We start from the raw sequence: 24,968 nt of genomic DNA on the forward strand, positions 1-24,968 counted from the left end.
CGCCTGCAGCCGATTTTGCTTGAAATGACTCAGTACAGGCCACGCGTGCGCGCCATCAGCCGCGTGAGGCCCAGCAGCGCGTCGGTGTGGGGCGTTGGCGTGCCGGTGATCTGGCCCAGCTCGCGCACGGCGCCCACCAGGGCGTCGATCTCCATCGGCTTATTCGCTTCCACGTCCTGCAGCATCGAGGTCTTGAACGCACCCAGCTTGCGCGTGACGGCGTGGCGGTCCTCGGGCTGCTGGTCAATCGGCAGGCCCAGCTTGTCGCCGATGGCCTTGGCCTCCAGCATCACGGCGCTCACAAAGCCGCGCACCAGATCGTCGTCGAGGATGCGGTCGGTGGTGGCGCCGGTGAGCGCGCTGATGGGGTTCATCGTGAGGTTGCCCCACAGCTTGAACCAGATGTCCTTCTGGATGCAGCTGCTCACCTCCACATCGATGCCACCGCGCTGCAGCGTGTCGGCCAGCGCTTGCAGGCGCGCGCTCTGGCTGCCGTCCGGCTCGCCCACGATGAGGCGGTTGCCGAAATGCTGTTTGACGAAACCCGGCGCTTCGAGCGAGCAGCTGGTGTGCACCACGCTGCCCACCACATGGCGCGCAGGGATGGCTTGGGCAATCACGCCCCCCGCGTCCACGGATTCGAGGGCATGGCCCTGCGCGGCGCCGCCGAAGCCGTCGAGAAACCACCACGGCACGCCGTTCATGGCGGTGAGCACGATGGTGTCCGGCCCGATCAGCGGCGCCATGGCGCGCGCCACATCGGGCAGACCCGGGGCCTTGACGGCGACCACGACCAGGTCTTGCACGCCCAGCGCTGCTGGGTCGCTGTGGGCCGTGACTGCTACCTGCGCCAGGGTGCCGTCCGCGCGCCGCATGCGCAGCCCGTCGGCCTGCAGGACGCGCAGCGTATCGCCGCGCGCCACCATGCTGACCGGGTGGCCCGCTTGCGCCAGGGCCACGCCCAGCCAACCGCCGATGGCGCCAGCGCCGTAAATACAAACTTTCATGGTGGTCGTGCCTTTGTCTTCCGGTGAGTGTCGTGGTGAATTGGTGTGTGGTGTCTTGTGGGCTTCAGTAGCCCGCAGGGCGCGCTGGTGTGCCCCCAGCGTCGGCGCGAAAGCGCGCCAGCAGATTCTGCGCAGCGCTGGCCAGCAGCATGGTGTCCACGCCCACGGCCACAAACAGCGCGCCCGCTGCCAGCCACTGGCGCGCCTGCGACTCGGTGGTGGCAAGAATGCCCGGCGCCTTGCCCGCGCGCAGGATGCGCTGGATGCCGTCGTGGATGGCGGCCTGCACATCAGGGTGCCCCGGGTTGCCGGGGTGGCCCATGGAAGCCGACAGGTCGGCCGGGCCGATGAACACGCCATCCACGCCGGGCGTGGCGGCAATCGCATCAAGGTTGGCCATGGCTTCGACCGTCTCGGCCTGCACCAGCAGGCTGATCTGCTGGTTGGCCTCGTGCACATACTGCGGGTAAGCCTGCCAGCGCGACGAGCGGGCCAGCGCGCTGCCCATGCCGCGCACACCCTCGGGCGCGTAGCGCGTGGCGCGCACCAGCTGCTGGGCTTGCTCGGCCGTGTCCACCATGGGTACGAGCAGCGTCTGCGCGCCAATGTCCAGGTACTGTTTGATGAGGGCCGTGTCGCCCACGGGCACACGCGCAATGGGATGGGGCGCCTGCGCGCCCGGGGGCAGGGCGCTGGCCGCACTGGCAATGGCCTGCAGCTGGTGCAGGATGGTGCGCAGGTCATTGGGCGCATGTTCGCCATCGACCAGCAGCCAGTCGTAGCCGGTGCCCGCTAGGATCTCTGCGCTGTAGGCGTCGGCCAGCCCAAGCCAGAGGCCGATCTGCGCTTGGCCCTGGGCCATGGCCTGTTTGAAGGGGTTGTTGGGTGTCTGCAATCTGAACTCCGTTCGGCGGTGCCAAGCCCGCCATCGTACGGGCTGTGGCCAGCGCGTGTGGGCACGGCCGCTATAGTCGGCTGCCCCCACCTTGGGGCTTCTTACCGATACCTGCCATGGCCAAAGAAAAAACCACGTTCACCTGCACCGAATGCGGCGGCACCAGCCCGCGCTGGCTGGGGAAATGCCCGGCCTGCGGCGCCTGGAACACGCTGATCGAATCGGTGGCCGAGGCCGCGCCGGGCAAGAACCGCTACAGCGGATCGCAGTTTGCGGGCCTGGCCCAGGCGCAGGCCGTGATGCCGCTGTCGGCCATCGAGGCCAGCGATGTGGAGCGCACGCCCAGCGGCATCGACGAGCTGGACCGGGTGCTGGGCGGTGGCATCGTGGAAGGCGGCGTGGTGCTGATCGGTGGCGACCCGGGCATCGGCAAATCCACGCTGCTGCTGCAGGCGCTGGATGCGCTTCAGCGCGCAGGGCTGCCTACCTTGTATGTGACGGGTGAGGAAAGCGGTGCCCAGGTGGCCCTGCGCTCGCGCCGCCTGGGGCTGGACCACAGCCAGGTCAACGTGCTGGCCGAGATCCAGCTCGAAAAGATTCTGGCGACTATCGAGTCCATGCAGCCTGCGGTGGCCGTGATCGACTCGATCCAGACCGTGTACTCCGACCAGCTCACGTCCGCGCCTGGCTCCGTGGCGCAGGTGCGCGAATGTGCGGCGCACCTCACGCGTTGTGCCAAGGCCTCGGGCGTGGCCATCGTGCTGGTGGGCCATGTGACCAAGGAAGGTGCGCTGGCTGGGCCGCGCGTGCTGGAGCACATGGTGGACACGGTGCTGTACTTCGAAGGCGACACGCACAGCCAGTTCCGCCTGGTGCGGGCCATCAAGAACCGCTTCGGCGCGGTCAACGAAATCGGCGTGTTTGCAATGACCGAGAAGGGCCTCAAGGGCGTGAGCAACCCCAGCGCCATTTTTTTGAGCCAGCATTCCGAGCCCGTGCCCGGCAGCTGCGTGATGGTGACGCTGGAGGGCACACGCCCGCTGCTGGTGGAGATCCAGGCCCTGGTGGACAGCGGTGGCCCCAGCCCCCGGCGCCTGTCCGTGGGCCTGGACAAGGACCGCTTGGCCATGCTGCTGGCCGTGCTGCACCGCCACGCGGGGGTTGCGTGCATGGACCAGGACGTGTTCGTGAATGCCGTGGGCGGCGTGCGCATCAGCGAGCCAGCGGCCGACCTGGCGGTGATGCTGTCCATCACCTCCAGCCTGCGCGGCAAGGCGCTGCCGCGCGGCTTTCTGGCGTTTGGCGAGGTGGGGCTGGCGGGCGAGGTGCGGCCCGCGCCCCGCGGCCAGGAGCGCCTGAAGGAAGCTGCCAAGCTCGGTTTCAGTGTGGCCGTGGTGCCCAAGGCCAATGCGCCCAAGAAACCCATTGAGGGGCTGACCATCCACGCGGTGGAGCGGGTGGAAGAGGCCATGAACGTGGTGCGGGGCTTGTAAGCAATGCCCACAGCCACACACGGTTGAGGCCGTAAGACAATCCCAGCCTATGAATCTGCGCAATATCCTGGTGCCCCTGGGGGCGGTGGCCCTGGTCGGGTTTGGTTTTACAGCCTACGGCTGGGCCGGTGTGGCGGCCGTGGTGGGCGGGCTGGTCATGTGGGCCCTGCTGCATTTCACGCGGCTGGTGAATGTGATGAAGAAGGCCGCCAAGCGCCCCATCGGCTATGTGGGCAGTGCGGTCATGCTCAATGCCCGGCTGGCTGAGGGCGTGAACCTGATGCATGTGGTGGCCATGACGCAGGCGCTGGGGGAACTGCTGTCGCCCGAGGGCGCTGACCCCGAGGTGTACCGCTGGACAGACGGCACCCAGTCGCATGTGACCTGCGAGTTTCGCCATGGCAAATTGGTGAAATGGACGCTGGTGCGGCCGGAGGGCGAAGCGGCCGCCACTCCCCCCCAAGGCTGACCGCTGCACAGGCCCTTGCCCTTGGCGGGGCACCATTTGCTGCACTGCACCCTGGTGCCCCGGTTCCTGGCCCGCTGCGGCCCCGTAAAATCCCGGTTTTGCGACCCACAGCAACCAAAGGATTCCCATGAGCCCCGTAGTTCCCTCGATGGCCGACCGTGACGGCAAGATTTGGATGGACGGCCAGATGGTCGATTGGCGCGACGCCAAGATCCATGTGCTGACCCACACCCTGCACTACGGCTGCGGCGCCTTCGAAGGCGTGCGCGCGTACAACACGGCCAACGGCACGGCGATCTTCCGACTGGAAGAGCACACCGACCGCCTCTTCAACAGCGCCAAGATCCTGCGCATGAAGATCCCGTTCACCAAGGAAGAAGTGAACGAAGCCCAGAAGGCTGTGGTGCGTGAAAACAAGCTCGAATCCTGCTATCTGCGTCCATTGACCTGGATCGGCTCCCAAAAGCTGGGTGTTTCGCCCAAGGGCAACCAGATCCACCTCATGGTGGCCGCCTGGGCCTGGGGCGCCTACCTGGGCGAAGAAGGCATGAAGCGCGGCATCCGCGTCAAGACCAGCAGCTACACCCGCCACCACGTCAACATCACCATGACGCAGGCCAAGGCGGTGAGCAACTACACCAATTCCATCCTCGCCAACATGGAAGCGCTGGACGACGGCTACGACGAAGCACTGCTGCTCGACAGCTCTGGCTTCGTGTCCGAAGGTGCGGGCGAAAACATCTTTGTCATCAAGAACGGCGTGATCTACACGCCCGACCTGTCGGCCGGTGCTCTCAACGGCATCACCCGCAACACCGTGTTCCACATCGCCAAGGACCTGGGCCTGGAGATCGTGCAAAAGCGCATCACGCGCGACGAGGTGTACATCGCCGACGAAGCGTTCTTCACCGGCACGGCGGCTGAAGTGACCCCCATCCGCGAACTCGACCGGATCGAGCTGGGCAGCGGATCACGCGGCCCCATCACCGAAAAAATCCAGAGCGCCTTCTTTGACATCGTCAACGGCCGCAACTCCAACTACGCCCACTGGCTCGCGAAAGTCTGAACACCATGTCCCAAGCCGCCATCGAACTCCTGGCCAAGGACCTCAATGCCCAGGGTGGGGTTTTCTGCCCCAGCCCCAAGGCCGATATGAAAATCTGGAACAGCCACCCCAAGGTGTACCTGGACGTGGCCCGCACCGGCGAGGCCAAGTGCCCGTACTGTGGCACGGTGTACCGCCTGAAGGCGGGCGAGCACGTACACGCTGGCCACTGATTGATGCCCGTGGGAACCGGCGGCGCATCGGCGCCGCCCACGTTGACCGTGGCGGTGCTGACCCACAACGAGGCGCACCGCATCGAGGCCTGCCTGAAAAGCGCCGCGTTCGCCGACCAGCTGCTGGTGGTGGACAGCGGCAGCACGGACAACACCGTGGCCATCGCCCAAAGCCTGGGCGCCGAAGTCCACAGCTATCCCGACTGGCAGGGCTTTGCCGTGCAGCGCAACCGGCTGCTGGCGCATTCGCGCGGCGACTATGTGTTTTTCCTCGACGCTGACGAGGTGATGACACCCGCGTTCGCGCAGGAGCTGCAGGCCATCGTCCGTTCGGGCGAGCAAGCAGTGTGGACCATCCGCTGGCGCATGGTGGCCTATGGGCACGAGCTCAAGTATTTCCGGTCGCAGTCGCAGATCGAGCGCCTGTTTGTGCGTGCGCTGGTGAAGGAATACACCGGGGTGGTGCACGAGCAGGCCCAGCTCCATGCCCTGCCCGGTGGCGCAGCGGTGCCGCGTCGCCTCATCAAGGCGCGGCTGCTGCACTACTCCCGCACCACGGTGCGCGGCAGCCTGGAGAAGCTCACGCAGTACGTGATGCTCGGTGCCGCCAAGCGGGCGGAGGCGGGCAAACGCGGCGGGGTCTTGCGGGGCCTGGCGTCGGGCGGGTCGATGTTCCTGCGTCTGTATGTGTTCCGGCTGGGCTTTTTGTGTGGCGGCGCGGGCTTTCTGTACTGCCTGTTTGTGGCGTTGGAGGGCTTTTTCCGGTACGCCGCCCTGCACTACGACCGCGACAGCCTGACGGGGCGGGTGATTCGCTGATGACGTCTCCGCAGGATACCCACCGCTGGTTTTCCCGTTGCGCCAGCATTGGCGCGTTCATGGTCCCGGGGCTGGCGCTGTGGCTGCCCTCGGGCTATTCCTACGGCGCCGTGCTGCTGCTGCTGGCCACGCTGGCCAGCGCGCCGCTGTGGTGGCGCCGCCCTGCGCCGCGTGCCGCCTGGTGGCTGACGGCGGCTTTTTCGTGCATGGCTGCGCTGTGGATGCTGGATGTGGGCGCCACCTGGGGCTGGGGCAGCATGGATCGGCCGGTCAAATACCTCCTGGCCTTGCCTTGCATCTTTTTCCTGATGACGTTCGAGCCCCGTGCCGCCTGGCTGTGGATGGGTGTGGCGGTCGGCGCAGTGGGCAGCGGGCTGGTTGCGCTGTACCAGACCTTCGTGATGGAGCTGCCGCGTGCCAATGGATTTACCAACGCCATCCAGTACGGCAATCTGAGCATGCTGCTGGCCGTGATGAGCGGCCTGCTGCTCGTTGTGCAATGGAAGCGCTGGTGCCTGTGGCAGCGGTTGCTGCTGGCCAGCGCCATCGGGCTGGGTGCCGCCGGCTCGGTGCTCTCCCAGTCGCGCGGCGGCTGGCTGGCGCTGGTGCTGTTGCTGCCCGTGTGTGCCTGGCTGCTGGTGCGCACCACCGGGCAGCGGCGCGTGTACTGGGGCCTGTGTGCGCTGGCGCTGGCGGCGGCTGCGCTGTCGCAGGTGCCTGCGGTGGAGCAGCGGGTGGACGAGGCGCGCCAGGAAGTGCAGGTCTACAAGGACCACGGTGACGGCCGCAGCTCGGTTGGCCAGCGGCTGGCGCATTGGCGCCTGGCGTGGCAGATGGGCTGGGACCGGCCCTTCACCGGCTGGGGCCGGGCCGGGTACACCGACGAGAAGGCCCGGCGCGTGGCCGCCGGGCTGGCGCATCCCGTGGTGCTCGAATTTGGGCACGCGCACAACGAAATCCTGGACCTGTTTGCCAAACGCGGGCTGCCTGGCGTGCTGTTGCTCATGGCGTTCTACGGCATTCCGCTCGCGATGTTCTGGCCCACGGCGCGGCGCATTCGCGACGGTTCCGGCAAGATGGACAAGGAGTCGCTCTCGCTGTGCCTGGTGGGTGTGATGGTGCCCCTGTCGTACATCGGTTTTGGGCTCACGCAAGTGTTTCTGGCTCACAACAGCGGCAACATGTTCTACCTCTTCATGTGCCCCCTGGTGCTGGCGGCCCTGCACGAGCGGCGCACGCGCATGGGCTGCCCAAGACCGCTTTAGATGAAGCACCCCCTGAGTCGCTTCGCGCCTTCCCCCTCTCTCGCTGCGCGGGAGGGGGACGCCACCCGTGGCCTGGCAAAGCCAGTTCCACGGTGGCACTGGCTTGGGCCGCGCCAGTTTCATGGTCTGCGGGTGTCGCGTAGCGCCATGGAAAACTGAGACGAAAGATTTCCCTATGCACATCCTGCTCATCAACAACTCCCCCATCCCCGTCTACGGCTACGGCGGTACCGAGCGTGTGATCTGGGATCTGGGCAAGACGCTGGTGCAGCTCGGTCACCGCGTGAGCTATCTGGTGCCCGACGGCTCCAGCTGCGACTTCGGCCATGTGCTGCCCATCCGCCCCGACGCACCGTGGGAGGGCCAGATCCCGGCCGATGTGGACATTGCGCATTTCCAGTTCAACCCCCGCACCGAGCTGAGCCGGCCCTATCTGGTCACCGAGCACGGCAACGCGCGCAAGCCCAAGCCGCTGCCGCTGAACACCGTGTTCCTCTCGCGTGACCACGCCGCGCGTTACGGTTCCACCGAGTTTGTCTACAACGGACTCGATTGGAGCGGCTATGGCCCGGTGGACTTTGACCGCCCACGGCCCCACTACCACTTTCTGGGCAAGGCGGCCTGGGGCGTGAAGAACGTGAGCGGCGCCATCAAGGTGGCCAAGCTCGCGGGTGTGGAGCTGGACGTGCTGGGCGGCGATCGCATCAACTTCAAGCGCGGCTTTCGCTGGACGCTGTCGCGCAAGATCCACTTCCACGGCATGGTGGGCGGCACGCAGAAGACCAGCCTGCTCAATGCCTCGCGCGGGCTGATCTTTCCGGTGCGCTGGCACGAGCCCTTTGGCCTGGCCGTGATCGAAAGCCTGTACTTCGGCTGCCCGGTGTTTTCCACGCCCTACGGCGCATTGCCCGAGCTGGTGCCGGTGCACTGCGGCGTGCTGTCGGCCGAAGCCTCCGTGCTGGCCGAGGCGGTGCGCAACAACCGCTTTGACGCCCGCGCCTGTCACCAGCATGTGGTCGATCACTTCGGCGCCGAGCGCATGGCCCGCAACTACCTGCGCATGTACGAGCGCGTGCTGGCGGGTGAGAAGATCAACGCCCAGCCGCCTGTCATCCAGGGGCCAGCGCGCGAACTGCCCTGGAGGAACTGAAACCCCCCTGAGGCGCTGCGCGCCTTCCCCCGCAGGGGGACGCACCCAGTGGCCCGGCAAAGCCGGTTCCACGGGTGCATTGGTGTTGGGACCGCGCGGATTTTGACGCCGCGCCCGTCTCCCCACCCCCGGCCGTTCGGGCTGAGCCTGTCTACGCCAGGGTGCACACCTGGTCAGATGGCTCGGCACACGTGTGGCTGACTGGTGCGGTCTAATGTTTAGCCGAATTGGCCTCTAGCGCTTATCCATAAAGCGCTAGATGCTATAAAAATAATAGCATTTTATGGCTGCTCCACGCCCAGCGCTCCCACGGCTGCCAGCGCAGCCCGCCATTCCTCTTCCAGCACAGCCACGAGCGCCGCCGCTGGCATGGGGCGCACCGCAGCCACGCCCTGGCCGGCCCAGAGGGACAGGTAGTCCGCCCGCCCCGCCTCAGCAGACGCCCGGCGCAGCGCGCCGGTGAGGGCGTTCTGCACTGGATAGGCTGGCACATCGGCCTCGTGCGCGTGCAGCCGCTGCAGCATGGTGTTGACGATGCCGCGCGCCGGGCGGCCCGAGAAGACGCGGGTGGTGCGCGTGTCCGTGCCGGTGGCGTAGGCCAGCGCATCGCGGTAGGCCGGGCCGATGCCCGACTCGTCGCAGGCCAGGAAGGCCGTGCCCATCTGCACCGCCTCGGCGCCCAGAGCCTGCGCCGCGGCGATGCCTCGCCCGTCCATGATCCCGCCGGCCGCGATCACCGCCACGCCCCGGGGGCGCAGCGCATCCACGCACTGCGGGATGAGGGCCATGGTGCCCACCATGGACGCCGCAAAGTCGGCCTGCGAGGGGCCCTTGGCGGCAGGGGCCTTTTCTGCGGGCGCAAGGCTTTCGGCCTGCAGACGGCCCGTGGCCAAAAAAGTGCCCCGGTGGCCGCCCGCCTCCATGCCCGATGCGACCACCGCGTCCGCGCCCACATCGGCCCAGGCCACGGCCTCGGCCACGGTGGTGGCCGTGCCGATGACGGTGCAGTCCGCGCTGTGCAGCCGATCGACCTGCGCGGCGTTCAGGATGCCGAAGGTAAAACTCGCCACGGCCGGGCGCGCTTCGACCAGGGCGTCGAACTGGGCCGCAAAGTCCTCGCACCAGCGCGCGGGCACGGCGGGCGTGAGGCCGAACTCCGCATACAGCGGCGCCAGGCGGGCCACGGCCTTTTCCACCGTGGCTGCATCGGGCGCGGGCGTGTCTTGCACGAAGAGATTGAGCCCGAAGGGCCGGTCGGTGCGGCGGCGCACCTCGGCCGCCGCCTCGGCCATGGCTGCGGGGGAGCGCATGCCGCAGCCCAGGGTGCCCAGCCCGCCCGCTGCGGACACGGAGGCAGCCAGCGCCGGGGTGTCGGAACCCGTCATGGGCCCCTGGATGATGGGCAGACGCAGGGAGAGGGCGGTGCGCAGGCTGCGGTGGGGCATGGTGGCGTTCCGTTCGCTAGTAAGAGAAGAAGAGAAGAGCGGTCAGTCGCGCAGCACTTGCTGCAGCGCATCCAGCGCCGCAGACCGGTAGCCGTGGCGCCACACCAGCAGCGTCTGCAGGGTGGTCAGGGGATGCTGGGCCAGCAGCGCGGCGTGGGGCGAGAGCTGGAGCACCGAGCGCGGCACGATGCCCACGCTGCCACCCCCCGCCACGCTGGCCAGGATGGCGTGGTACGAGCCCAGTTCCAGCGTCTGCATGGGCGGGGTGCGGGCTGCGAACCAGTCCTGCGCCACCCCCCGGTAGGTGCAGCCGGGCTCGAACACCGCCAGCGTGCCGGGCACCACATCCTGCGGGCCGGACACGATCGGATGCCCCGGGGGCAGCACCAGGATCAGTTCCTCAGCGAACACGGGGCTGGCTTCCAGCGCAGGGTCGGGCGACTGCCCTGGCGGCCAGGCCACCAGCACGGCGTCGAGCGCATGGGCGCGCAGCCGCTCCAGCAGTTCGCGCGTGGGCGCGGTCGACAGCTCCAGCGCCACTCCGGGCCACTGGCGGTGCAGTTGCGCCAGCGGGGCGGGCAGGCGGCTGGCGGCGGTGCTTTCCATCGAGCCCAGGCGCAGGCGTCCTGTGGGCTGTCCTGGCCGTACGGCCTGCCGTGCCTCTTCGGCCAGCGCCAGCAGCCGGTCGGCGTAGCCCCGCAGCACCTCGCCCTCGGGCGTGAGAGCCATGCGCTTGCCCTCGCGCAGGAACAGCGGGGTGCCCAGGTCAGCCTCCAGCTGGCGCACCCGCGTGGTCACATTGGACTGCACGCGCTGCAGCCGCTCGGCCGCGCGCGTGACGCTACCCTCTGCCGCCACGGTGCGGAAGATGTCGAGGGCGGCCAGATCGAGTGGGGGGGATACTTTATCCATCTTGAAAAAGTATGAATGTCAAAAATTCAATCTCTTGCTAAGATCATAAGACCCCGCATCCGACGCCGCAACTCCCCTCCCACCGTCCCACCGCGCAACCGCCCCCATGCCGTGACCCAGGCCACTTCTTCTTCCACGCTTGCATCCACCCGCCATGGCGACACGGGCTCCTCCGCGCTCCAGGTCGCACTGGCGGGCATGGCCGCGCTGGCGGCCGCCATGGGCATCGGCCGCTTCGCCTTCACGCCCCTCTTGCCCATGATGCTGCACGACGGCGTGGTGGACATCGCCACCGGCAGCTGGCTGGCCACGGCCAACTACGCGGGCTACCTGGGGGGTGCGCTGCTGTACATGGCCTTGCCCTGGCTGGGCCGACGCCTGGACGCGGTGCCTGGCAATGCGGCACTGGTACGGGGCGGGCTGGTGGCCACGGTGCTACTCACGGCCGCGCTGGCCTTGCCATGGCCCTGGCTGTGGCCCCTGATGCGGCTGCTGGCCGGTGTGGCCAGCGCCATGGTGTTCCTGGGCACGGCCAACTGGTGCATGGGCCGGCTGGCCCACCTGGGGCATCCGGCCCTGGGCGGGTTGATCTTTTGCGGCCCGGGCCTGGGCATCGTCGCCACCGGCCTGCCCACCAGCGCCATGGTGGCAGCGGGCTGGAGCGCCGCCACGGGCTGGGCCGTGTTCGCCGTGCTCGCCGCCTTGCTGTGCGCGCTGGTGTGGCCGGTGGTGCGGGGCAGCGAAGCCTCCTCGGTGGTGCCAAGCGCCGCAAGCACGGCGGCAACGGCGCCACCTCCGCCCGCGCCGCACCCGGCAACCGAGCGCGCCCTGCTGGCGCTGGCCTATGGCCTGGCCGGCCTGGGCTACATCGTCACGGCCACCTTCCTGCCCGTGATCGCGCGGGCCGCGCTGCCTGCGGGCTCGGCCTGGCCCGACCTGTTCTGGCCGATCTTCGGCGCGGGTGTGGCGCTGGGGGCGCTGCTGTCCACGCGCATTCACCCTGCGCGGGACCGGCGCCTGCTGCTGGCGGGGGCCTACCTGCTGCAGGCGGCGGCCATCGGCCTGGGCCTGCTCTGGCCCGGCCCGGCAGGCTTTGCATTCGGTAGCCTGCTGCTGGGCCTGCCCTTCACGGCCATCACGTTCTTTGCGTTGCAGGAGGCGCGGCACCAGTGGCCCCAGGCGGGCGCAGGCTTCACCGGCCTGATGACCGCGCTTTATGGCATCGGCCAGATCGCGGGGCCGCCCATGGCGGCGGTGCTCCTGGCGCGCGCGGGTTCGCAGGCGCAGGGGTTTGACTGGGCGCTGGGTGTGGCGGGGGCTGCGCTGGGGTTGGGGGCGGCGCTGTATGCGCTGATGGCCTGGCGTTGGAGAACGTGAGCTAAGCTAAAAATGGCTTGTGGCGCTTATCCAATGAGCGCATGCAGCTATCGATGTGATAGCTATTGGGGGAGGGGCAACCGCAGCACAAAGCACGCGCCACTCGCGCCATCCGGCCGGTCCTCGCAATGCACTGTGCCGTTGTGCCGCCCAGCAATCGAGCGCACCAGCGCCAGCCCCAGGCCCACGCCGCCTGCGCGTTCGCTGGCGCCAGGCAGGCGGTAGAAGGGCTCGAAGATGCGTTCGCGGTGGGTCACCGGTACGCCCGGACCCCGGTCGCACACGCGCACCTCGGCGTGACCCTGGCGGCGTTCGACCACCAGGGTGATCTCGCCGGTGCTGTAGCGCCGGGCGTTTTCCAACAGGTTGCGGATGGCGCGGCGCAGAAGCTTGGGGATGCCGCGCACGTCCACCGAGTCCGAACTCACGTCCAGGTCGGCATCCACGCGTGCACACTCTTCGGCGGCCAGGCCGATCAGATCCACCAGCTCCACGGTACCCACATCGGCTTCGCGTGCATCCAGGCGACTGGCCAGCAGGATCTCGTCCACCAGCTGGTCCAGCTCGGCAATGTTGCGCAGGATTTCCTCACGGAACGCGGGCGAGGGCTGCTGTCCGCCCATCAGCTCCAGCCCCATGCGGATGCGGGTGAGCGGTGAGCGCAGTTCGTGCGAGGCGTTGGCCAGCAGCGATTTGTGCGACTTGACCAGCGTTTCGACGCGCGCAGCGGCGGCGTTGAACTGGCGCGCGAGGTCGGCCACTTCGTCCTGCCCTTGCTCGGGCACACGCACCGACAGGTCGCCCTCGCCAAACTTTTGCACGCTGCGTTGCAGGGCTTCGAGCCGCAGCGTGAGGCGCCGGATGATGGGGTACACACCCACGGCCACGGCCAGGCCCACGATGCCCAGCAGCCACAAAAAGCCGAACGGTGGGCGGGTCCAGAACGCGGCGTCACCCTGGTTGGGGCCTCCCGGTCTGCCGCCCCGATCGCCGCGTGGCTGGCGAGGCGCCATCTGCAGCAGAAAGACCTGCCCGGTGTCCGATTGGATCTGGAATTCAATGCCTTCGCCCGGCTCGCTGGGCTGGCGCGTGGCCAAGCCCTTGAGCACCTGCGTGCCGTTGGGATCGCGCAGCACCATCTCGCGCGAGGGCGGCACGAACGGCTGGGCGTTCTGCGCCTTTTGTTCCTCGGCCATGCGCCAGGCCCAGCCCACGGTCAGCGTCAGCACCGCGATGCCGCCGACCACGGCCAGCCAGATGCGCAGGTACAGACGGCGGGAAAAAGGGGTGGACAGGGACATGAATGTTCGTGCAGCGTCAGCAACTGCGCATTGCTCAAAACTGGCGAGGCCCAGGCCAGGGACGCAAGCCAACGTCCGCCCCGCAGCGAGGGCGTCGTCCCTCTTGGGGGAAGGCGCGAAGCGACTCAGGGGGGGACATGTCAGTCTTGTTGTTTTGCAAAAACGTAGCCCACGCCGCGCACCGTGAGGATGCGGCGCGGGTTCTTGGCGTCGGCCTCTATGGCGGCGCGGATGCGGCCCATGTGCACGTCGATAGAGCGGTCAAACGCCTCCAGCTCGCGGCCGCGCACGGCCTCCATGATCTGGTCGCGCGTGAGCACGCGACCCGCGCGCTCGGCCAGCGCCACAAGCAAATCGAATTGGTAGGAGGTGAGGTCGGCCAGCTCGCCTGCCACGGTCACGGTGCGGGCGTCGCGGTCGATCTCCAGCGTGCCAAAACGCAGGACCTGCGTGGCCGCCGTTGCATTGCCGCCATCGGTGCGGCGGCGCAGGATGGCGCGGATGCGGGCCAGCAGCTCGCGCGGCTCAAACGGCTTGGGCAGGTAATCGTCGGCACCCAGCTCCAGGCCGATGATGCGGTCCATGGGGTCGCCCTTGGCGGTGAGCATGAGCACCGGCACCTGGGCCGCATGGCCTTGCAACGAGCGGATGCGCCGGCACACTTCCAGGCCGTCCATGTCGGGCAGCATGAGGTCCAGGATCACGAGGTCGGGCAGCGGCCCGGCGTCGGGCCCCTGCAGCTGCGCCAGGCCACTCTTGCCGTCCGCGCGGTGCGTGACCTGCAGGCCCGACTGGCCCAGGTACTCGCCCACCATCTGTGCGAGGCGGGCGTCGTCTTCGATCATCAGCAGTTGGGAACTCATGGGGGCAGTGTAGTAGCGGGTGGCTTCATGGTCGCCAAGGGCTGTCTCGGTGCGTTGTCGGCCATGTAAACCTCCCGTAAAGCCACCAAGCCCGTGCAGCCGTACGACCGCGGCCAAACTTGCCCTGACGCGCGGTCCCGCCCGGGCCGCTTGTGTTGCACGCATGCCATGAGCAGGAGGCGCAGCTTCTTCTTGTGCGGGCACTGCTTTGCCCCTACGCTCGGAGCATGAATTCCCCCTTCCTTCCGCCGGGATGCCACGGCGCCAGCCCGCCATCCGCATGACGCTCCCGGAGCCTCGCCTTGCCCCGTCCGGGCGCGACATCTCCGTGGCGATCGTGGAGGACGATCCGCGCACGCGGCGGCGGTTCGAGCACGCGCTGGCGCGGGCCGACCGCCTGTGGCTGGCCTACTCTGCGGGCACGGTGGGCGAGATGGTGGCTTGGCTGCGCGACAACCGTGTGGACGTGCTCCTCGTGGACCTCGGGTTGCCCGACGGCTCCGGCCTTCAGGTCATCAGCCATTGCCGCAAGCTTTCGCCCGGAACCGAGATCATGGTCATCAGCATGTTCGGTGACGAAGCCAACATGATGCGCGCCTTCGAAGCCGGCGCACGCGGCTACCTCCTCAAGGACGGGACCGAAGACGATCTCGCCGACCATGTCCTGAGCCTGAATGCCGGCGGATCGCCCATGACCCCCATCATCGCGCGCCAGTTGCTGACACGTCTGTCGCCCGCGCCAGCGACGACCAGTGCGCTTCCCGTCGATGCGACCTTGACGGCGCGGGAGCGGGATATCCTCGCCAAGCTTGCGCGCGGCTACACCTACGCCGAAACCGCAGAGATCCTGGGCATCTCGCCTTCCACGGTCCAATCGCATGTCAAGAACATCTACAGCAAGCTGGCGGTTCATTCAAAGACGGAGGCGATTCACGAGGCGCGGCAGCTGGGGCTTCTGTAGCAGGCTACCGGGCATGCGGCGGGAGGCGCCGCTGCGCGTGCTCTGGATTGCGGTGCTGTGGGTGCTTCTGGGCGGCACGGTGCATGCCCAACCGGAGGTATGGACGATTGCGCAGGCCCATGCGTGCCTCGAACCCGATGGCGCCGAACCCTGGGCGGGGCTGGTGGCGCTTCCGCATCTGTGGGACAAGGCCTACCCCGGCAAGTCCGGGCGCGCGCGCTACCTGCTGACGCTTCCTCCCGTGCCGTCCGATGGGATCCTCAGGGGGGTCTATTTTCCCCGGGTGGGCAACCAGGTCGAAGTCTTCGTCGGCGGCGATCTGATTGCACACCGCGGCGTGCTGGGCGACGGCCGCACCGATGCGACCAAGGCGCCGCTGTGGGTGCCCGTGCCTGCGCGCCTATTGTCCCAAAGCGTCCCCACCGTGCTGGAGGTTCGTGTAGCCGTGCAAGCGGTGCGCTGGGGTGGACTGGCTGCACCGCGCTTCGGGCCCGAGGCCGTGCTTCAGCCGCAGTACCGCGAGCGCTATGTCTGGCGGCAGTGGGGCGCAGTGGCCGTGGTGTTTGCACTTGCCCTCACGGGTGTGATTGCCGCAGGGCTGTGGCACCTCAACCGGGAGCCGGTGTACGGCTATTTCGCGCTGTGCGCGCCGTTCGGGATGCTGCGCTTCGGAGACCGGCTGTGGAGCACCTCGCCCCTGGGATGGCCGGTGTGGGGTGGCATCGTGGCGCTCTCGCTGGCGGTGCACGTCCTGCTGCTGGTGCGCTTCTCGCTGGCTTTGATCGGCCGCGACGGGCCTGGGGCCCGGCGGGCGTTCTGGGTGCTGTTGTTCGCTGAAACCCTCCTGGTGTCAGCAGCTTTTGGCCTGTTCCAGCCGGAGTACTGGACCGCCGCGCTGGGATTGCTGTTCGTGCCTGCGGTTGGGGCCTATGTCATCGCTGCACGCGAAGCGATCGTGGCCCGCAAGCCCGAGGCCATCGCCTTCTGTATTGCCAGCTTCGTTCCCATAGGCGCGGGCCTGTACGACTTCCTGGAGATCCGCATCGCGACAGAAAGCGTGGGCCGCTCTTCGTACCTTCCTCTGGCGACCATGCTCTTCGTGCTCCTGATGGGCTGGCTCATCCTGGATCGTTATGCCCGCCAGGTGCGTGCATACCAGGCCCTGAGCAATTCCCTGGACGAGAAGGTGCGCCAGCGCGAGCGTGAGCTGGAGGTCAGCTACGCGCTCCTGCAGCAGGAGCATGAGAAGCACGCGGCCCTGCAGGAGCGCCAGCGCATCATGCGCGACATCCACGACGGCGTCGGCTCGCAACTGGTGGGGCTGCTCAGCCTCATTGGCAAAGGCCGTGCCAGCCGCGCCGAGCTGCGTGAGCACGCGAATGCGGCGCTGGACGAATTGCGCATGGCCGTGGACGCCATGCAGCCGGTGGACGGTGACCTGGCCACCGTGCTGGCCACGCTGCGCTACCGGCTGCAGCCGCGGCTGGCCGCCTCGGGCATCTCGGTCGATTGGCAGGTGGAAGAAGAACTGCCCACGCTGGACAGCCTCACGCCGCACAGGGTGCTTCAGATCCAGCGCATCCTGCTGGAGGCATTCACCAACGTGCTGCGGCATGCGCAGGCCACCCGCGTACGGGTCAGCGCGCGCCAGCAGCCGGGGCCGGTACGCCAGCCCGATGATGAGTCGCCGCGTCTGGTACTGGAGATCGCCGACAACGGCATCGGCATGCCCGGCCCGGCTGCAGCCGGGGGCCAGGGCCTGGCCAACATGCGCGCCCGCGCGCAGGCTATCGGCGCGCAGCTGGATGTCACGTCTGTGCCGGGCCAGGGGACGTGTGTGCGGATTGCGTTGCTGGGGGAGCCTGCACCCGCGACGCCAGCCACACCAGCACCAGCACCGGCAGCCCCAGCAGCGCCGTCGATGTGAAGAACTGCGCATAGCCAAACGCATTCACGTAATCGCCCGAGAAACCCGCCACAAACTTGGGCAGCAGCAACATCATCGAGCTGAACAGTGCGTACTGCGTGGCCGAGTAACTCACGTTCGTCAGGCTCGACAGGTAGGCGATGAACGCGGCCGACGCAATGCCGCTGGCCAGGTTGTCGGCCGACACCACGGCAATCAGCGCCGTCACGTCGTGTCCGTGGCCCGCCAGCCAGGCGAACAGCAGGTTGCTGGCCGCGCTCAGGATGGCGCCCAGCATCAGGATGCGCATCACGCCAAACCGCATCGACAACACGCCGCCCACAAAGGCGCCGGCCAGCGTCATGATCACGCCGTAGATCTTGGTCACGGCGGCCACCTCGTCCTTGGTGAAGCCCATGTCCACATAGAACGGGTTGGCCATGATGCCCATCACCACATCGCTGATGCGGTAGACGGCGATCAGCGCCAGGATCAGCGCCGCGTGCCAGCCATAGCGGCGCAGAAAGTCGGCAAAAGGCTCCACCATGGCGCTCTGGATCCACTCCGCCGCGTTGCGCGCAGGGGGCAGTTGCACCGGCGCGGGCTCGCGTGAGAACAGCACGGTGACCACGCCCACGGCCATCGAGGCCGCCATCACCAGGTACGCCACTTGCCACGCGCTGTTCTGGTAGGCCGCAGCGCCTTGTGCGATGGCCTGGCCCACGGCGGGCGCCACCTCGGAGCGCGCTGCAATCCACAACACGCCCGCTCCGGCCCAGATCATGGCCAGGCGGTAGCCCGTCTGGTACGACGCTGCCAGCGCCGCCTGGTGGTTGGCGTCGGCGGATTCGATGCGAAACGCATCGAGCGCGATGTCCTGCGTGGCCGAGCCAAATGCCACGGCCAACGCGCACCACACGATGGGCCCCAGGGTCTGGCGCGGGTCGGCCAACGCCATGCCGATGAGCCCGCCCACGATCAGCGCCTGCGACAGCAGCAGCCAGCTGCGCCTTCGCCCCAGCGCGTGTGTGAGCAGCGGAATCGGCAGCCGGTCTACCAGTGGCGCCCACACCCACTTGAAGCCGTAGGCCAGGCCCACCCAGCTCAGGTAGCCGATGGTGCTGCGGTCAATGCCCGCCTCGCGCAGGCGAAAGCTCAGCGTGCCCAGCACCAGCAGCAGTGGCAGCCCGGCCGAGAACCCGAGCGTGAGCATGCGCAGGCTGGCGGGCTCCAGGTACACGCGCAGGGTCTGCAGCCAGGGCGTGCGGTGCGGCTTTTCCGGGGTGAGGTTGGGGGCGGATGAAGTGGAGGTGTCTGACATGTGCGCGTGGAGGTTTTGTCTATCATCGCCGACACACCCTTGTAGCCAGCCTGTCGGCCTCCATCTGCGCGGCAGGCTTTGGTGTGTTGTGTGCCAGCGCCGCTCATTATTCCTTCTGGGATTGCCTTGTATGTGTCTTTTCTGCCCCGCTCCCTCTGTTGCGCCCTCGTCCCCGTGGTCGGCGCGCCGCGCCTTCCTGCTGGCGGCAGGCGCCAGCGCTGCGGCGCCAGTGCTCGCGCAGGTCGAGGTGGGCTCGGCATCCAGCCTGCGCAAGCTGGTGCCCGCTGAAACGCTGGAAAACTCCGCAGCCCAGCAGTACCAGCAGATGCTGCAGCAGGCCAAGGCCAAGCGCGCGCTGGCACCCAGCGACCACCCGCAGCTGCAGCGCCTGCACGCCATCGCCAAGCGGCTGATTCCGCACACCATGCCGTGGAACGACCGCGCCAAACAATGGCGCTGGGAGGTCAACCTCATCGGCAGTTCGCAGATCAACGCCTTCTGCATGCCTGGCGGCAAGATTGCGTTCTACACCGGTATCCTGGACCAGCTCAAGCTCACCGACGATGAGACCGCCATGATCATGGGCCACGAAATGGCCCACGCCCTGCGTGAACACGCGCGCGAGCGCATCGCCAAGACGCAGGGCACCAACCTGGCACTGCGCCTGGGCTCGCAGCTGCTGGGGCTTGGCGACCTGGGCCAGGCGGCGGCGGGGCTGGGTGGGCAGCTGCTCACGCTGCAGTTCAGCCGCTCGGACGAGACCGATGCCGACCTGGTGGGCCTGGAGCTGGCCGCCCGCGCAGGCTACCAGCCCTCGGCCGCCGTGAGCCTGTGGCAGAAGATGGGCAACGCCAGCGGCAGCAAGCAGGGCGGGCTGGCGTTTTTGTCCACACACCCTTCAGGCCCCGCGCGCATCCGTGAGCTGGAGGTGAATGTGCCCAAAGTGCAGGGCCTGTACGAGGCGGCGCGGCGCAACGGGTAGTCGTGGACGGCGGGTGGCAGAGGCGCGCCATCGAAAGGTGCCTGGGAATCCTGATGCTACTGTTTTGATAGCTTCTGGCGCTTGATGAGTAAGCGATAGATGCTAATTTGACTAAGAATTTGGCTGCCGTGGAGCTATGCCACGCTTACCCGGTTGCGGCCCGCGTTCTTGCTTTGGTACAGCGCCTTGTCGGCGCGTGCAATGACAGCTTGCAGGTCTTCGGCGCTGTGCACCTGGGCCACGCCAAACGACATGGTCAGCGCGATGGGCGCCTGACCCACGTCCAGCGGCGTTTGCTCGATGGCGGCGCGGATGCGTTCGGCGGTGGCGCAGGCCGCGTCCAGCGGGCTGGCGGGCATCAGCGCCAAAAACTCCTCGCCGCCCCAGCGCGCCAGCACGTCCCCTTCGCGCAGGTTGACGGCCAGCACTTTGGCCATGGCCACCAGTACCTCGTCACCCACGGCGTGGCCGTATTGGTCGTTGATCCGTTTGAACAAGTCCACATCACACAGCAGCAGGGTGACTGGCGCACCGTCGCGCTGGCTGCGCGCCAGCGCGTTGGTGGACAGGGCTTCGAAGTGGCTGCGGTTGGCCAGGCCAGTCAGCGGGTCGAGCGTGGCCTGCTTGCGCAAGCGGGCCTCCGCGATCAGGATCGTGCGGCGGTAAAAGGCCGACAGCGCGGCCGACATGGCGAACACCAGACAGATGTGTACCCAGTTCACGATGTTGACGCTGCGGGCGGGCAGGGGGTCGAGCGGACCCAGGTGGCTGCTCAGTGCATGCAGGCCCAGGTAGTACGCCAGCAACGCCAGCACCATCGGTGCGGCATACCCCCGCGTATTGGCAATCACGATGGCAGGAATGAACATCAGCAGGTAGTAGTGAAACCCGCTGTCCCAGCCGATGAGCAGCGAACCCAATGCCGAATGCCCCACCACCTCCAGCCAGATCAGCAACAGCCCGGCCACGTTGTAGCGTTTCTGTATGAGCCGGTATGCGCCCAGGTACATGCCGATGCTGATCACGTTGATGGCCGCCAGGGGCTGCGAGCCCAACCACAGAAACAGCACGATGTAGCCCACATCAATGGCCGCAGCGGTCAGCGCCACCCGCTGCACCATGGCCCAGTAGGCCTTGCCCGCCAGGCTGGAGCCACGCTGCGGTGCTAGGGGAGGGCGTGGCTTGAAGGTGGGGTTCATGGCGCGAAAGCGGGGCGGGGCGGATGGAGTCTGGGCAAGGGTGCCACAGGCTGCTTACAACACGATACATCGTAAGCATGCAGACCATCGGCGGTCCGCAGAACTGGCCGCTTTTGCCGCGCATATCCGCCCCGGGCGGGGCGTGGCTACCTTCTACAAGGAGAAAGTAGTAGCCAAATTTGCCACTGGCGCTTGTCCATCAAGCGCTGACAGCTATCAAAAAGATACTAACGAGGCGATGTGCAGTGAAGCGCTGCGGGACGTTTCTGAGGCTCTTCAGGCACGTCTCAGGTCCCGCCCACGTAGGGATTGCTCTGGCGCTCACGCCCGAAAGTGCTCTCGGGCCCATGCCCCGGGATGAACACCGTCTGGTTGCCCATGGGCCACAAGCGCTGGGTGATGCTGTCGATGAGCTGCTGGTGGTTGCCCTGCGGGAAATCCGTGCGGCCCATGCTGCCCGCAAACAGCACATCGCCCACAAACGCCCGGTCGATCTGCGGCGCATGGAACACCACATGCCCAGGCGTGTGGCCGGGGCAGTGGCGCACGTTCAGGGTCTCGTTGCCGATCTGCACCGTGTCGCCATCGTGCAGCCAGCGCGTGGGCGTGAAGTGATGCGCGGGCGGAAACCCAAACATCGCGCTTTGCTGCGGCAGGCCGTCAATCCAGAACTGGTCGCCCGGGTGGGGGCCAACGATGGGCAGCGAAAGCCGCTCTGCCAGCTCGCCTGTACCGCCCGCGTGGTCGATGTGGGCGTGGGTGAGCCAGACCTGTTCGAGGGTGAGGCCCAGGCGCTGGATCTCTGTCAGCAGCACCTCCAGGTCGCCGCCGGGGTCGATCACGGCAGCTTTGTGGGTGGCGTCGCACCATACGAGGGAGCAGTTTTGCTGGAACGCGGTGACGGGGATGGTGAGGTACCGGAGCATGGGGTTGGTTGTGCCAGAAAAGCAAAATTAAGCCATACTCGTTCAAGCGTTTCATCTGGTTGCATTTGCCGCCAGATGCTGGCGGCTCGCCGCCACCGCGCAAAGGGCTCTACCCCGAATCCCTCATCCAGGCGATCAGCCCGTGGCGCTTGGGGCCCCAACCGACACTTCACCATGAACATTTCTACCGAAACCCTCCCATCCGCCCCCCAGGAGGCCGCGCGCACTGCTGCTTTGCTGGCGGCGCTAGAGCATGTGCAGGCCGTGGTCGAGTTTGACCTGGAGGGCCGGGTGCTGCGGGCCAACAGCCTGTTTCTGGACCTGATGGGCTACAGCGCCAATGAGGTCCTGGGCCAGCACCACCGCATGTTCTGTCCGCCCGAGGTGACGGCCAGCGAGTCGTACCGGGCACTGTGGGAGGGACTGCGCGCCGGGCAGGTGCGCGAGGATGTGTTTTTGCGGGTCACCAAGGCGGGCAAGCCGGTCTGGCTGCAGGCCTCTTACAACCCCGTGCGGGATGCCGAGGGCCGTACGGTGGGTGTGGTCAAGCTAGCCACCGACATCACCGCGCAGCGGGCACAGCAGGCGGACTTTGAGGGCAAGATCGCAGCGATCCACCGGGTGCAGGCTGTGATCGAGTTCGACCTGACGGGCCGGATTCTGGACGCCAACACGAACTTTCTGGACGCTTTCGGCTATGGACGTGACGAGGTCGTGGGCCAGCACCACCGCATGTTCTGCCAACCCGAGTTTGCAGCCTCCAGCGAATATGCAGACCTTTGGGCGCGCCTGGGCCGTGGCGAGTTCTTTGCCGGGCGCTATCGCCGCCTTTCCAAGGAGGGCAAAGAGATCTGGCTGCAGGCTTCGTACAACCCGATCCTGGACGTCACCGGCAAGCCGTACAAGGTGGTCAAGTTCGCTGTCGACATCACGCACGACATGACGTCCGCCACCGAGACCAAGGGCAAGATCGACGCCATCAGCCTGTCGCAAGCGGTGATCGAGTTCGATATGCAAGGTAACGTGCTGGTGGCGAATCCGAACTTCCTGCGCACCATGGGCTACACCCTGGCAGAAATTCGCGGCCAGCACCACAGCATGTTCTGCGAGCCCGGCCTGGTGCAAAGCCGGGCTTACCGTGACTTCTGGGCGGATCTGGGCGAGGGCAAGTTCCAGAGCGCACGCTATCGTCGCATCGGCAAGCACGGCGCAGAGGTCTGGATCCAGGCCACGTACAACCCCATCCTCGATGTCGATGGCCGCCCCTACAAGGTGGTCAAGTACGCGATCGACATCACCGCACAGGTGCAGCGCGAGAGTGCGGTGGCGCAGAAAGTGCAGGACATCACCGCCGTGCTGCATGCCATGAGCGATGCGATCAAGCGGCTGGCGCGCAGTGCAGGCCGCTCCACCGAGCTGGCCGAGCAGACCCAGCGCGAGGCGGGCGACGGCAGCGGGCTGGTGCGCCGTTCGCGGGACGCGATCCTCGCCATCGAGCGTTCATCTTCGGACATCCATGAAATTGTGGACACGATCAGCGAGATCTCCAGCCAGACCCATCTGCTGGCCTTCAACGCGGCCATCGAGGCCGCGCGCGCTGGCGAGCAAGGGGTGGGCTTTTCGGTGGTGGCGGACGAAGTGCGCAAGCTGGCCGAGAAGTCGTCGCTGGCCGCGCGCGAGATTGCCAAGCTGATCCACCAGACCGTCAGCCGCGTTGCCGAGGGCAGCCGCCTGTCCGAGGAAGTGGATGCTGCGTTCTCGCGCATCCTGGGCGCGGTCGAAGCCACAACGCGCTCGATCAGCGAGATCCGCATTGCGACCGAGGAGCAGGAGCATTCGACGCAGGATGTGGCCCGGCTGCTGGAAGACTTGCAGGGCCGTGGCAGCCCGCGCCAGGCGGATTGAGCCTTGCTTGCGATGCAGGACCTGAACCCGCCCCCGGCCACTACCAGCCCTGCGGTGATTCCGCATGTGCATGTGCGTGTGGGCGGCTGCGATATCGCCATCCCCATTGAGCAGGTTCGCCAAGCCGTACCGCTGCCGCCGCAGGGCCTGACGGTGCTGCCGCGCCGCAGTGGCGCGTTGCTGGGTGTTGCCGATGTGGCGGGTGCGGCCGTGCCCATCGTGGCGCTGGAGCGCTGGCTGCCGCTGTCGACGGCGGACGATGAGGACAACAGCGCTTCAAGGCTGCTGGTGCTGCAGCATGCAGATGCCCTGGTGGGCGTGCGCGTGGACGCCGTGCTGGGCGTGAAGCCGGTGGCTGCGGAAGGCGTGCGCAGGGTGCACCACACGCCGGACGACAGCGAACTGTTCGAGTCGGTGGTGCCCGCGTCTGCGGCGGCCCCCACGCTGTGCATTCTGGAAGTGGCACGGCTGATGCGGCTGGCTCAGGCTTGGTGTGCGGCGGCGGAACTGGCCCCCGCAAGGTCTGCGGGCGCAGCGGCGTTGGCGGTGCAAAGGCCGGGCGCCAGAGCACAGCGGTTCGCGGTGTTCCTGATCGGGCGGGAGCGGTGGGCGGTGCCTGTGGCCGCCGTGCAGCAGGTGGTGCCCCTGCCTGCGACGGATCTTGCGCTGGGGCGCAATGACCGCACCTGGGCCATTGGCCAGTGGCGGGAGCGCAAGCTGCCGCTGGTGGACATTAGTGAAGGCCGCCAGGCCAGCGATCGCCAGGCGGCACCGTGGATGGTGCTGGTGGTTCAGGGGCCACTCGTGCTTGGGCTGACGGTGTCGGAGTGCGAGCAGTTTGTCGATGTGGCGCCCGACGAGGTAGCCCGCACGCCCGAGGATGCCGTGGTGGCCGGTGTGGTCCTGAGACCCGATCTGGGCAAGTTGCAGATACTGGATGTGGACAAGCTGTTCAGCCTCACCCCGGGTGCATCGATCAGCCGCGTCGCCCCTGCCGCATCGGCGCCTCGCAACGGCGCCGTGCCTTCAGACGCCGCCGAGCCCGTGCCTTATCTGGTCTTCGCTGCCGATCAGCGCTATGCCTCTCCGGTGGAGGGTATTGTGGGTGTGGTGGAGATCCCTCCGCAGGCCCGGGACGATCTTCGTCAGGGGCGGCAGGCCGTTCTTGCCTGGCGTGACCAGACCATCCGTGTCGTCAACCTGCCCGCCATTGGCCGGTCGGCGGCGCCGCCCGACCCGCTCCTGGCGGTGCTCGTCCAGGCACCCGGGGACTGTGCAGCACCTATCGGCATCGGCATCCGCAGCCTGTGCGACTGGCTGCCCGCGCACAGCGCGCGGCGCAGCGGCATGCGCATGGGGGCCATGGGTGAGCTGGGGCTGATCAATGCACAAGGTGCGGTGGACGACCACGCCAATCTGGTGGTCGTCGATCTTGCTCAGATGGCCTATCTGCTGGGCTGAGCTGCCAAGACACCAACCTACCGCCAACACAGG

General features: G+C 67.4%; 22 protein-coding genes. 13 read left to right on the forward strand and 9 right to left on the reverse strand.

From position 1 onward, the window contains the following. Positions 1 to 29: 29 nt before the first annotated feature. Positions 30 to 1,007: a 2-dehydropantoate 2-reductase gene (locus EXV95_RS17860; protein ID WP_176887900.1), complete on the reverse strand. Its 978-nt coding sequence runs from the start codon at positions 1,005 to 1,007 to the stop codon at positions 30 to 32. 64 nt (positions 1,008 to 1,071) lie between these two features. Continuing rightward, positions 1,072 to 1,902, reverse strand: coding sequence for a 4-hydroxy-2-oxoheptanedioate aldolase (hpaI, locus tag EXV95_RS17865; protein ID WP_176887901.1), 831 nt, complete (start codon positions 1,900 to 1,902; stop codon positions 1,072 to 1,074). 116 nt (positions 1,903 to 2,018) lie between these two features. Between hpaI and radA the strand changes: the two genes are divergently transcribed. The 7 genes from radA to EXV95_RS17900 all read left to right on the forward strand — a co-directional run bounded on the left by radA (position 2,019) and on the right by EXV95_RS17900 (position 8,376). Then, positions 2,019 to 3,395, forward strand: coding sequence for a DNA repair protein RadA (radA, locus tag EXV95_RS17870; protein ID WP_176887902.1), 1,377 nt, complete (start codon positions 2,019 to 2,021; stop codon positions 3,393 to 3,395). Positions 3,396 to 3,444: 49 nt separating this feature from the next. Then, entirely contained in the window at positions 3,445 to 3,864 is a 420-nt protein-coding gene (locus EXV95_RS17875; protein ID WP_176887903.1) for a glycerate kinase, read from the forward strand. Between the two features lie 127 nt (positions 3,865 to 3,991). Next, entirely contained in the window at positions 3,992 to 4,930 is a 939-nt protein-coding gene (locus tag EXV95_RS17880; RefSeq protein ID WP_121421947.1) for a branched-chain amino acid transaminase, read from the forward strand. Between the two features lie 5 nt (positions 4,931 to 4,935). Next, positions 4,936 to 5,142 (forward strand): zinc-finger domain-containing protein, encoded by a 207-nt coding sequence (locus EXV95_RS17885; protein ID WP_055399857.1) that lies wholly within the window; start codon positions 4,936 to 4,938, stop codon positions 5,140 to 5,142. A gap of 3 nt (positions 5,143 to 5,145) precedes the next feature. After that, the gene (locus EXV95_RS17890; RefSeq protein ID WP_055399868.1) at positions 5,146 to 5,961 is read left to right on the forward strand and encodes a glycosyltransferase family 2 protein; all 816 of its coding nucleotides are present in this window, start codon (positions 5,146 to 5,148) and stop codon (positions 5,959 to 5,961) included. After that, on the forward strand, positions 5,961 to 7,226 hold the full coding sequence (locus EXV95_RS17895; RefSeq protein ID WP_176887904.1) for an O-antigen ligase: 1,266 nt from the start codon (positions 5,961 to 5,963) through the stop codon (positions 7,224 to 7,226). Before EXV95_RS17890 ends, EXV95_RS17895 begins: the two co-directional genes overlap by 1 nt. 175 nt (positions 7,227 to 7,401) lie before the next feature. Next, positions 7,402 to 8,376 (forward strand): glycosyltransferase, encoded by a 975-nt coding sequence (locus EXV95_RS17900; protein WP_176887905.1) that lies wholly within the window; start codon positions 7,402 to 7,404, stop codon positions 8,374 to 8,376. Positions 8,377 to 8,657: 281 nt separating this feature from the next. Here the strand turns inward: EXV95_RS17900 and EXV95_RS17905 are convergent, their stop codons facing one another. Then, complete coding sequence (locus tag EXV95_RS17905; protein WP_176887906.1) at positions 8,658 to 9,821, reverse strand: nitronate monooxygenase family protein; 1,164 nt, start codon at positions 9,819 to 9,821, stop codon at positions 8,658 to 8,660. 42 nt (positions 9,822 to 9,863) lie between these two features. Further along, entirely contained in the window at positions 9,864 to 10,733 is an 870-nt protein-coding gene (locus EXV95_RS17910) for a LysR substrate-binding domain-containing protein (RefSeq protein WP_176887907.1), read from the reverse strand. Positions 10,734 to 10,844: 111 nt separating this feature from the next. On the opposite strand from EXV95_RS17910, the gene EXV95_RS17915 reads away from it, so the two are divergent. Continuing rightward, positions 10,845 to 12,110, forward strand: a complete 1,266-nt coding sequence (locus tag EXV95_RS17915) for a YbfB/YjiJ family MFS transporter (RefSeq protein WP_370460094.1) — start codon at positions 10,845 to 10,847, stop codon at positions 12,108 to 12,110. Between the two features lie 62 nt (positions 12,111 to 12,172). Here the strand turns inward: EXV95_RS17915 and EXV95_RS17920 are convergent, their stop codons facing one another. Then, the gene (locus EXV95_RS17920) at positions 12,173 to 13,411 is read right to left on the reverse strand and encodes an ATP-binding protein (RefSeq protein WP_176887909.1); all 1,239 of its coding nucleotides are present in this window, start codon (positions 13,409 to 13,411) and stop codon (positions 12,173 to 12,175) included. A gap of 140 nt (positions 13,412 to 13,551) precedes the next feature. Beyond that, on the reverse strand, positions 13,552 to 14,274 hold the full coding sequence (locus EXV95_RS17925) for a response regulator transcription factor (RefSeq protein ID WP_055401574.1): 723 nt from the start codon (positions 14,272 to 14,274) through the stop codon (positions 13,552 to 13,554). A 280-nt stretch (positions 14,275 to 14,554) separates the two neighbouring features. Here EXV95_RS17925 and EXV95_RS17930 point away from each other — a divergent pair, with 280 nt between their 5' ends. Together EXV95_RS17930 and EXV95_RS17935 are read left to right on the forward strand one after the other, a co-directional pair. Continuing rightward, complete coding sequence (locus tag EXV95_RS17930) at positions 14,555 to 15,235, forward strand: response regulator transcription factor (RefSeq protein WP_176887910.1); 681 nt, start codon at positions 14,555 to 14,557, stop codon at positions 15,233 to 15,235. A gap of 13 nt (positions 15,236 to 15,248) precedes the next feature. Continuing rightward, complete coding sequence (locus EXV95_RS17935) at positions 15,249 to 17,162, forward strand: sensor histidine kinase (RefSeq protein ID WP_176887911.1); 1,914 nt, start codon at positions 15,249 to 15,251, stop codon at positions 17,160 to 17,162. Here EXV95_RS17935 and EXV95_RS17940 read toward each other — a convergent pair. Beyond that, the gene (locus EXV95_RS17940) at positions 17,044 to 18,462 is read right to left on the reverse strand and encodes an AmpG family muropeptide MFS transporter (RefSeq protein ID WP_176887912.1); all 1,419 of its coding nucleotides are present in this window, start codon (positions 18,460 to 18,462) and stop codon (positions 17,044 to 17,046) included. The genes EXV95_RS17935 and EXV95_RS17940 overlap by 119 nt on opposite strands. 130 nt (positions 18,463 to 18,592) lie before the next feature. Here EXV95_RS17940 and EXV95_RS17945 point away from each other — a divergent pair, with 130 nt between their 5' ends. Further along, complete coding sequence (locus tag EXV95_RS17945) at positions 18,593 to 19,444, forward strand: M48 family metallopeptidase (RefSeq protein WP_055401567.1); 852 nt, start codon at positions 18,593 to 18,595, stop codon at positions 19,442 to 19,444. Positions 19,445 to 19,578: 134 nt separating this feature from the next. On the opposite strand, the gene EXV95_RS17950 is transcribed toward EXV95_RS17945, so the two are convergent. Together EXV95_RS17950 and EXV95_RS17955 are read right to left on the reverse strand one after the other, a co-directional pair. After that, positions 19,579 to 20,643 carry a GGDEF domain-containing protein gene (locus EXV95_RS17950; protein ID WP_176887913.1) on the reverse strand — a complete coding sequence of 355 codons (1,065 nt, stop codon included), beginning with the start codon at positions 20,641 to 20,643 and terminating at the stop codon, positions 19,579 to 19,581. A 287-nt stretch (positions 20,644 to 20,930) separates the two neighbouring features. Then, entirely contained in the window at positions 20,931 to 21,569 is a 639-nt protein-coding gene (locus tag EXV95_RS17955; protein WP_176887914.1) for an MBL fold metallo-hydrolase, read from the reverse strand. Between the two features lie 174 nt (positions 21,570 to 21,743). Between EXV95_RS17955 and EXV95_RS17960 the strand changes: the two genes are divergently transcribed. Together EXV95_RS17960 and EXV95_RS17965 are read left to right on the forward strand one after the other, a co-directional pair. After that, complete coding sequence (locus EXV95_RS17960; protein ID WP_176887915.1) at positions 21,744 to 23,474, forward strand: PAS domain-containing methyl-accepting chemotaxis protein; 1,731 nt, start codon at positions 21,744 to 21,746, stop codon at positions 23,472 to 23,474. A 12-nt stretch (positions 23,475 to 23,486) separates the two neighbouring features. Next, on the forward strand, positions 23,487 to 24,935 hold the full coding sequence (locus EXV95_RS17965; protein ID WP_176887916.1) for a chemotaxis protein CheW: 1,449 nt from the start codon (positions 23,487 to 23,489) through the stop codon (positions 24,933 to 24,935). Positions 24,936 to 24,968 lie beyond the last annotated feature (33 nt).

Origin of the sequence: Acidovorax sp. JMULE5 (genome assembly GCF_013376875.1) — a bacterium.
Lineage (GTDB): Bacteria > Pseudomonadota > Gammaproteobacteria > Burkholderiales > Burkholderiaceae_C > Acidovorax > Acidovorax facilis.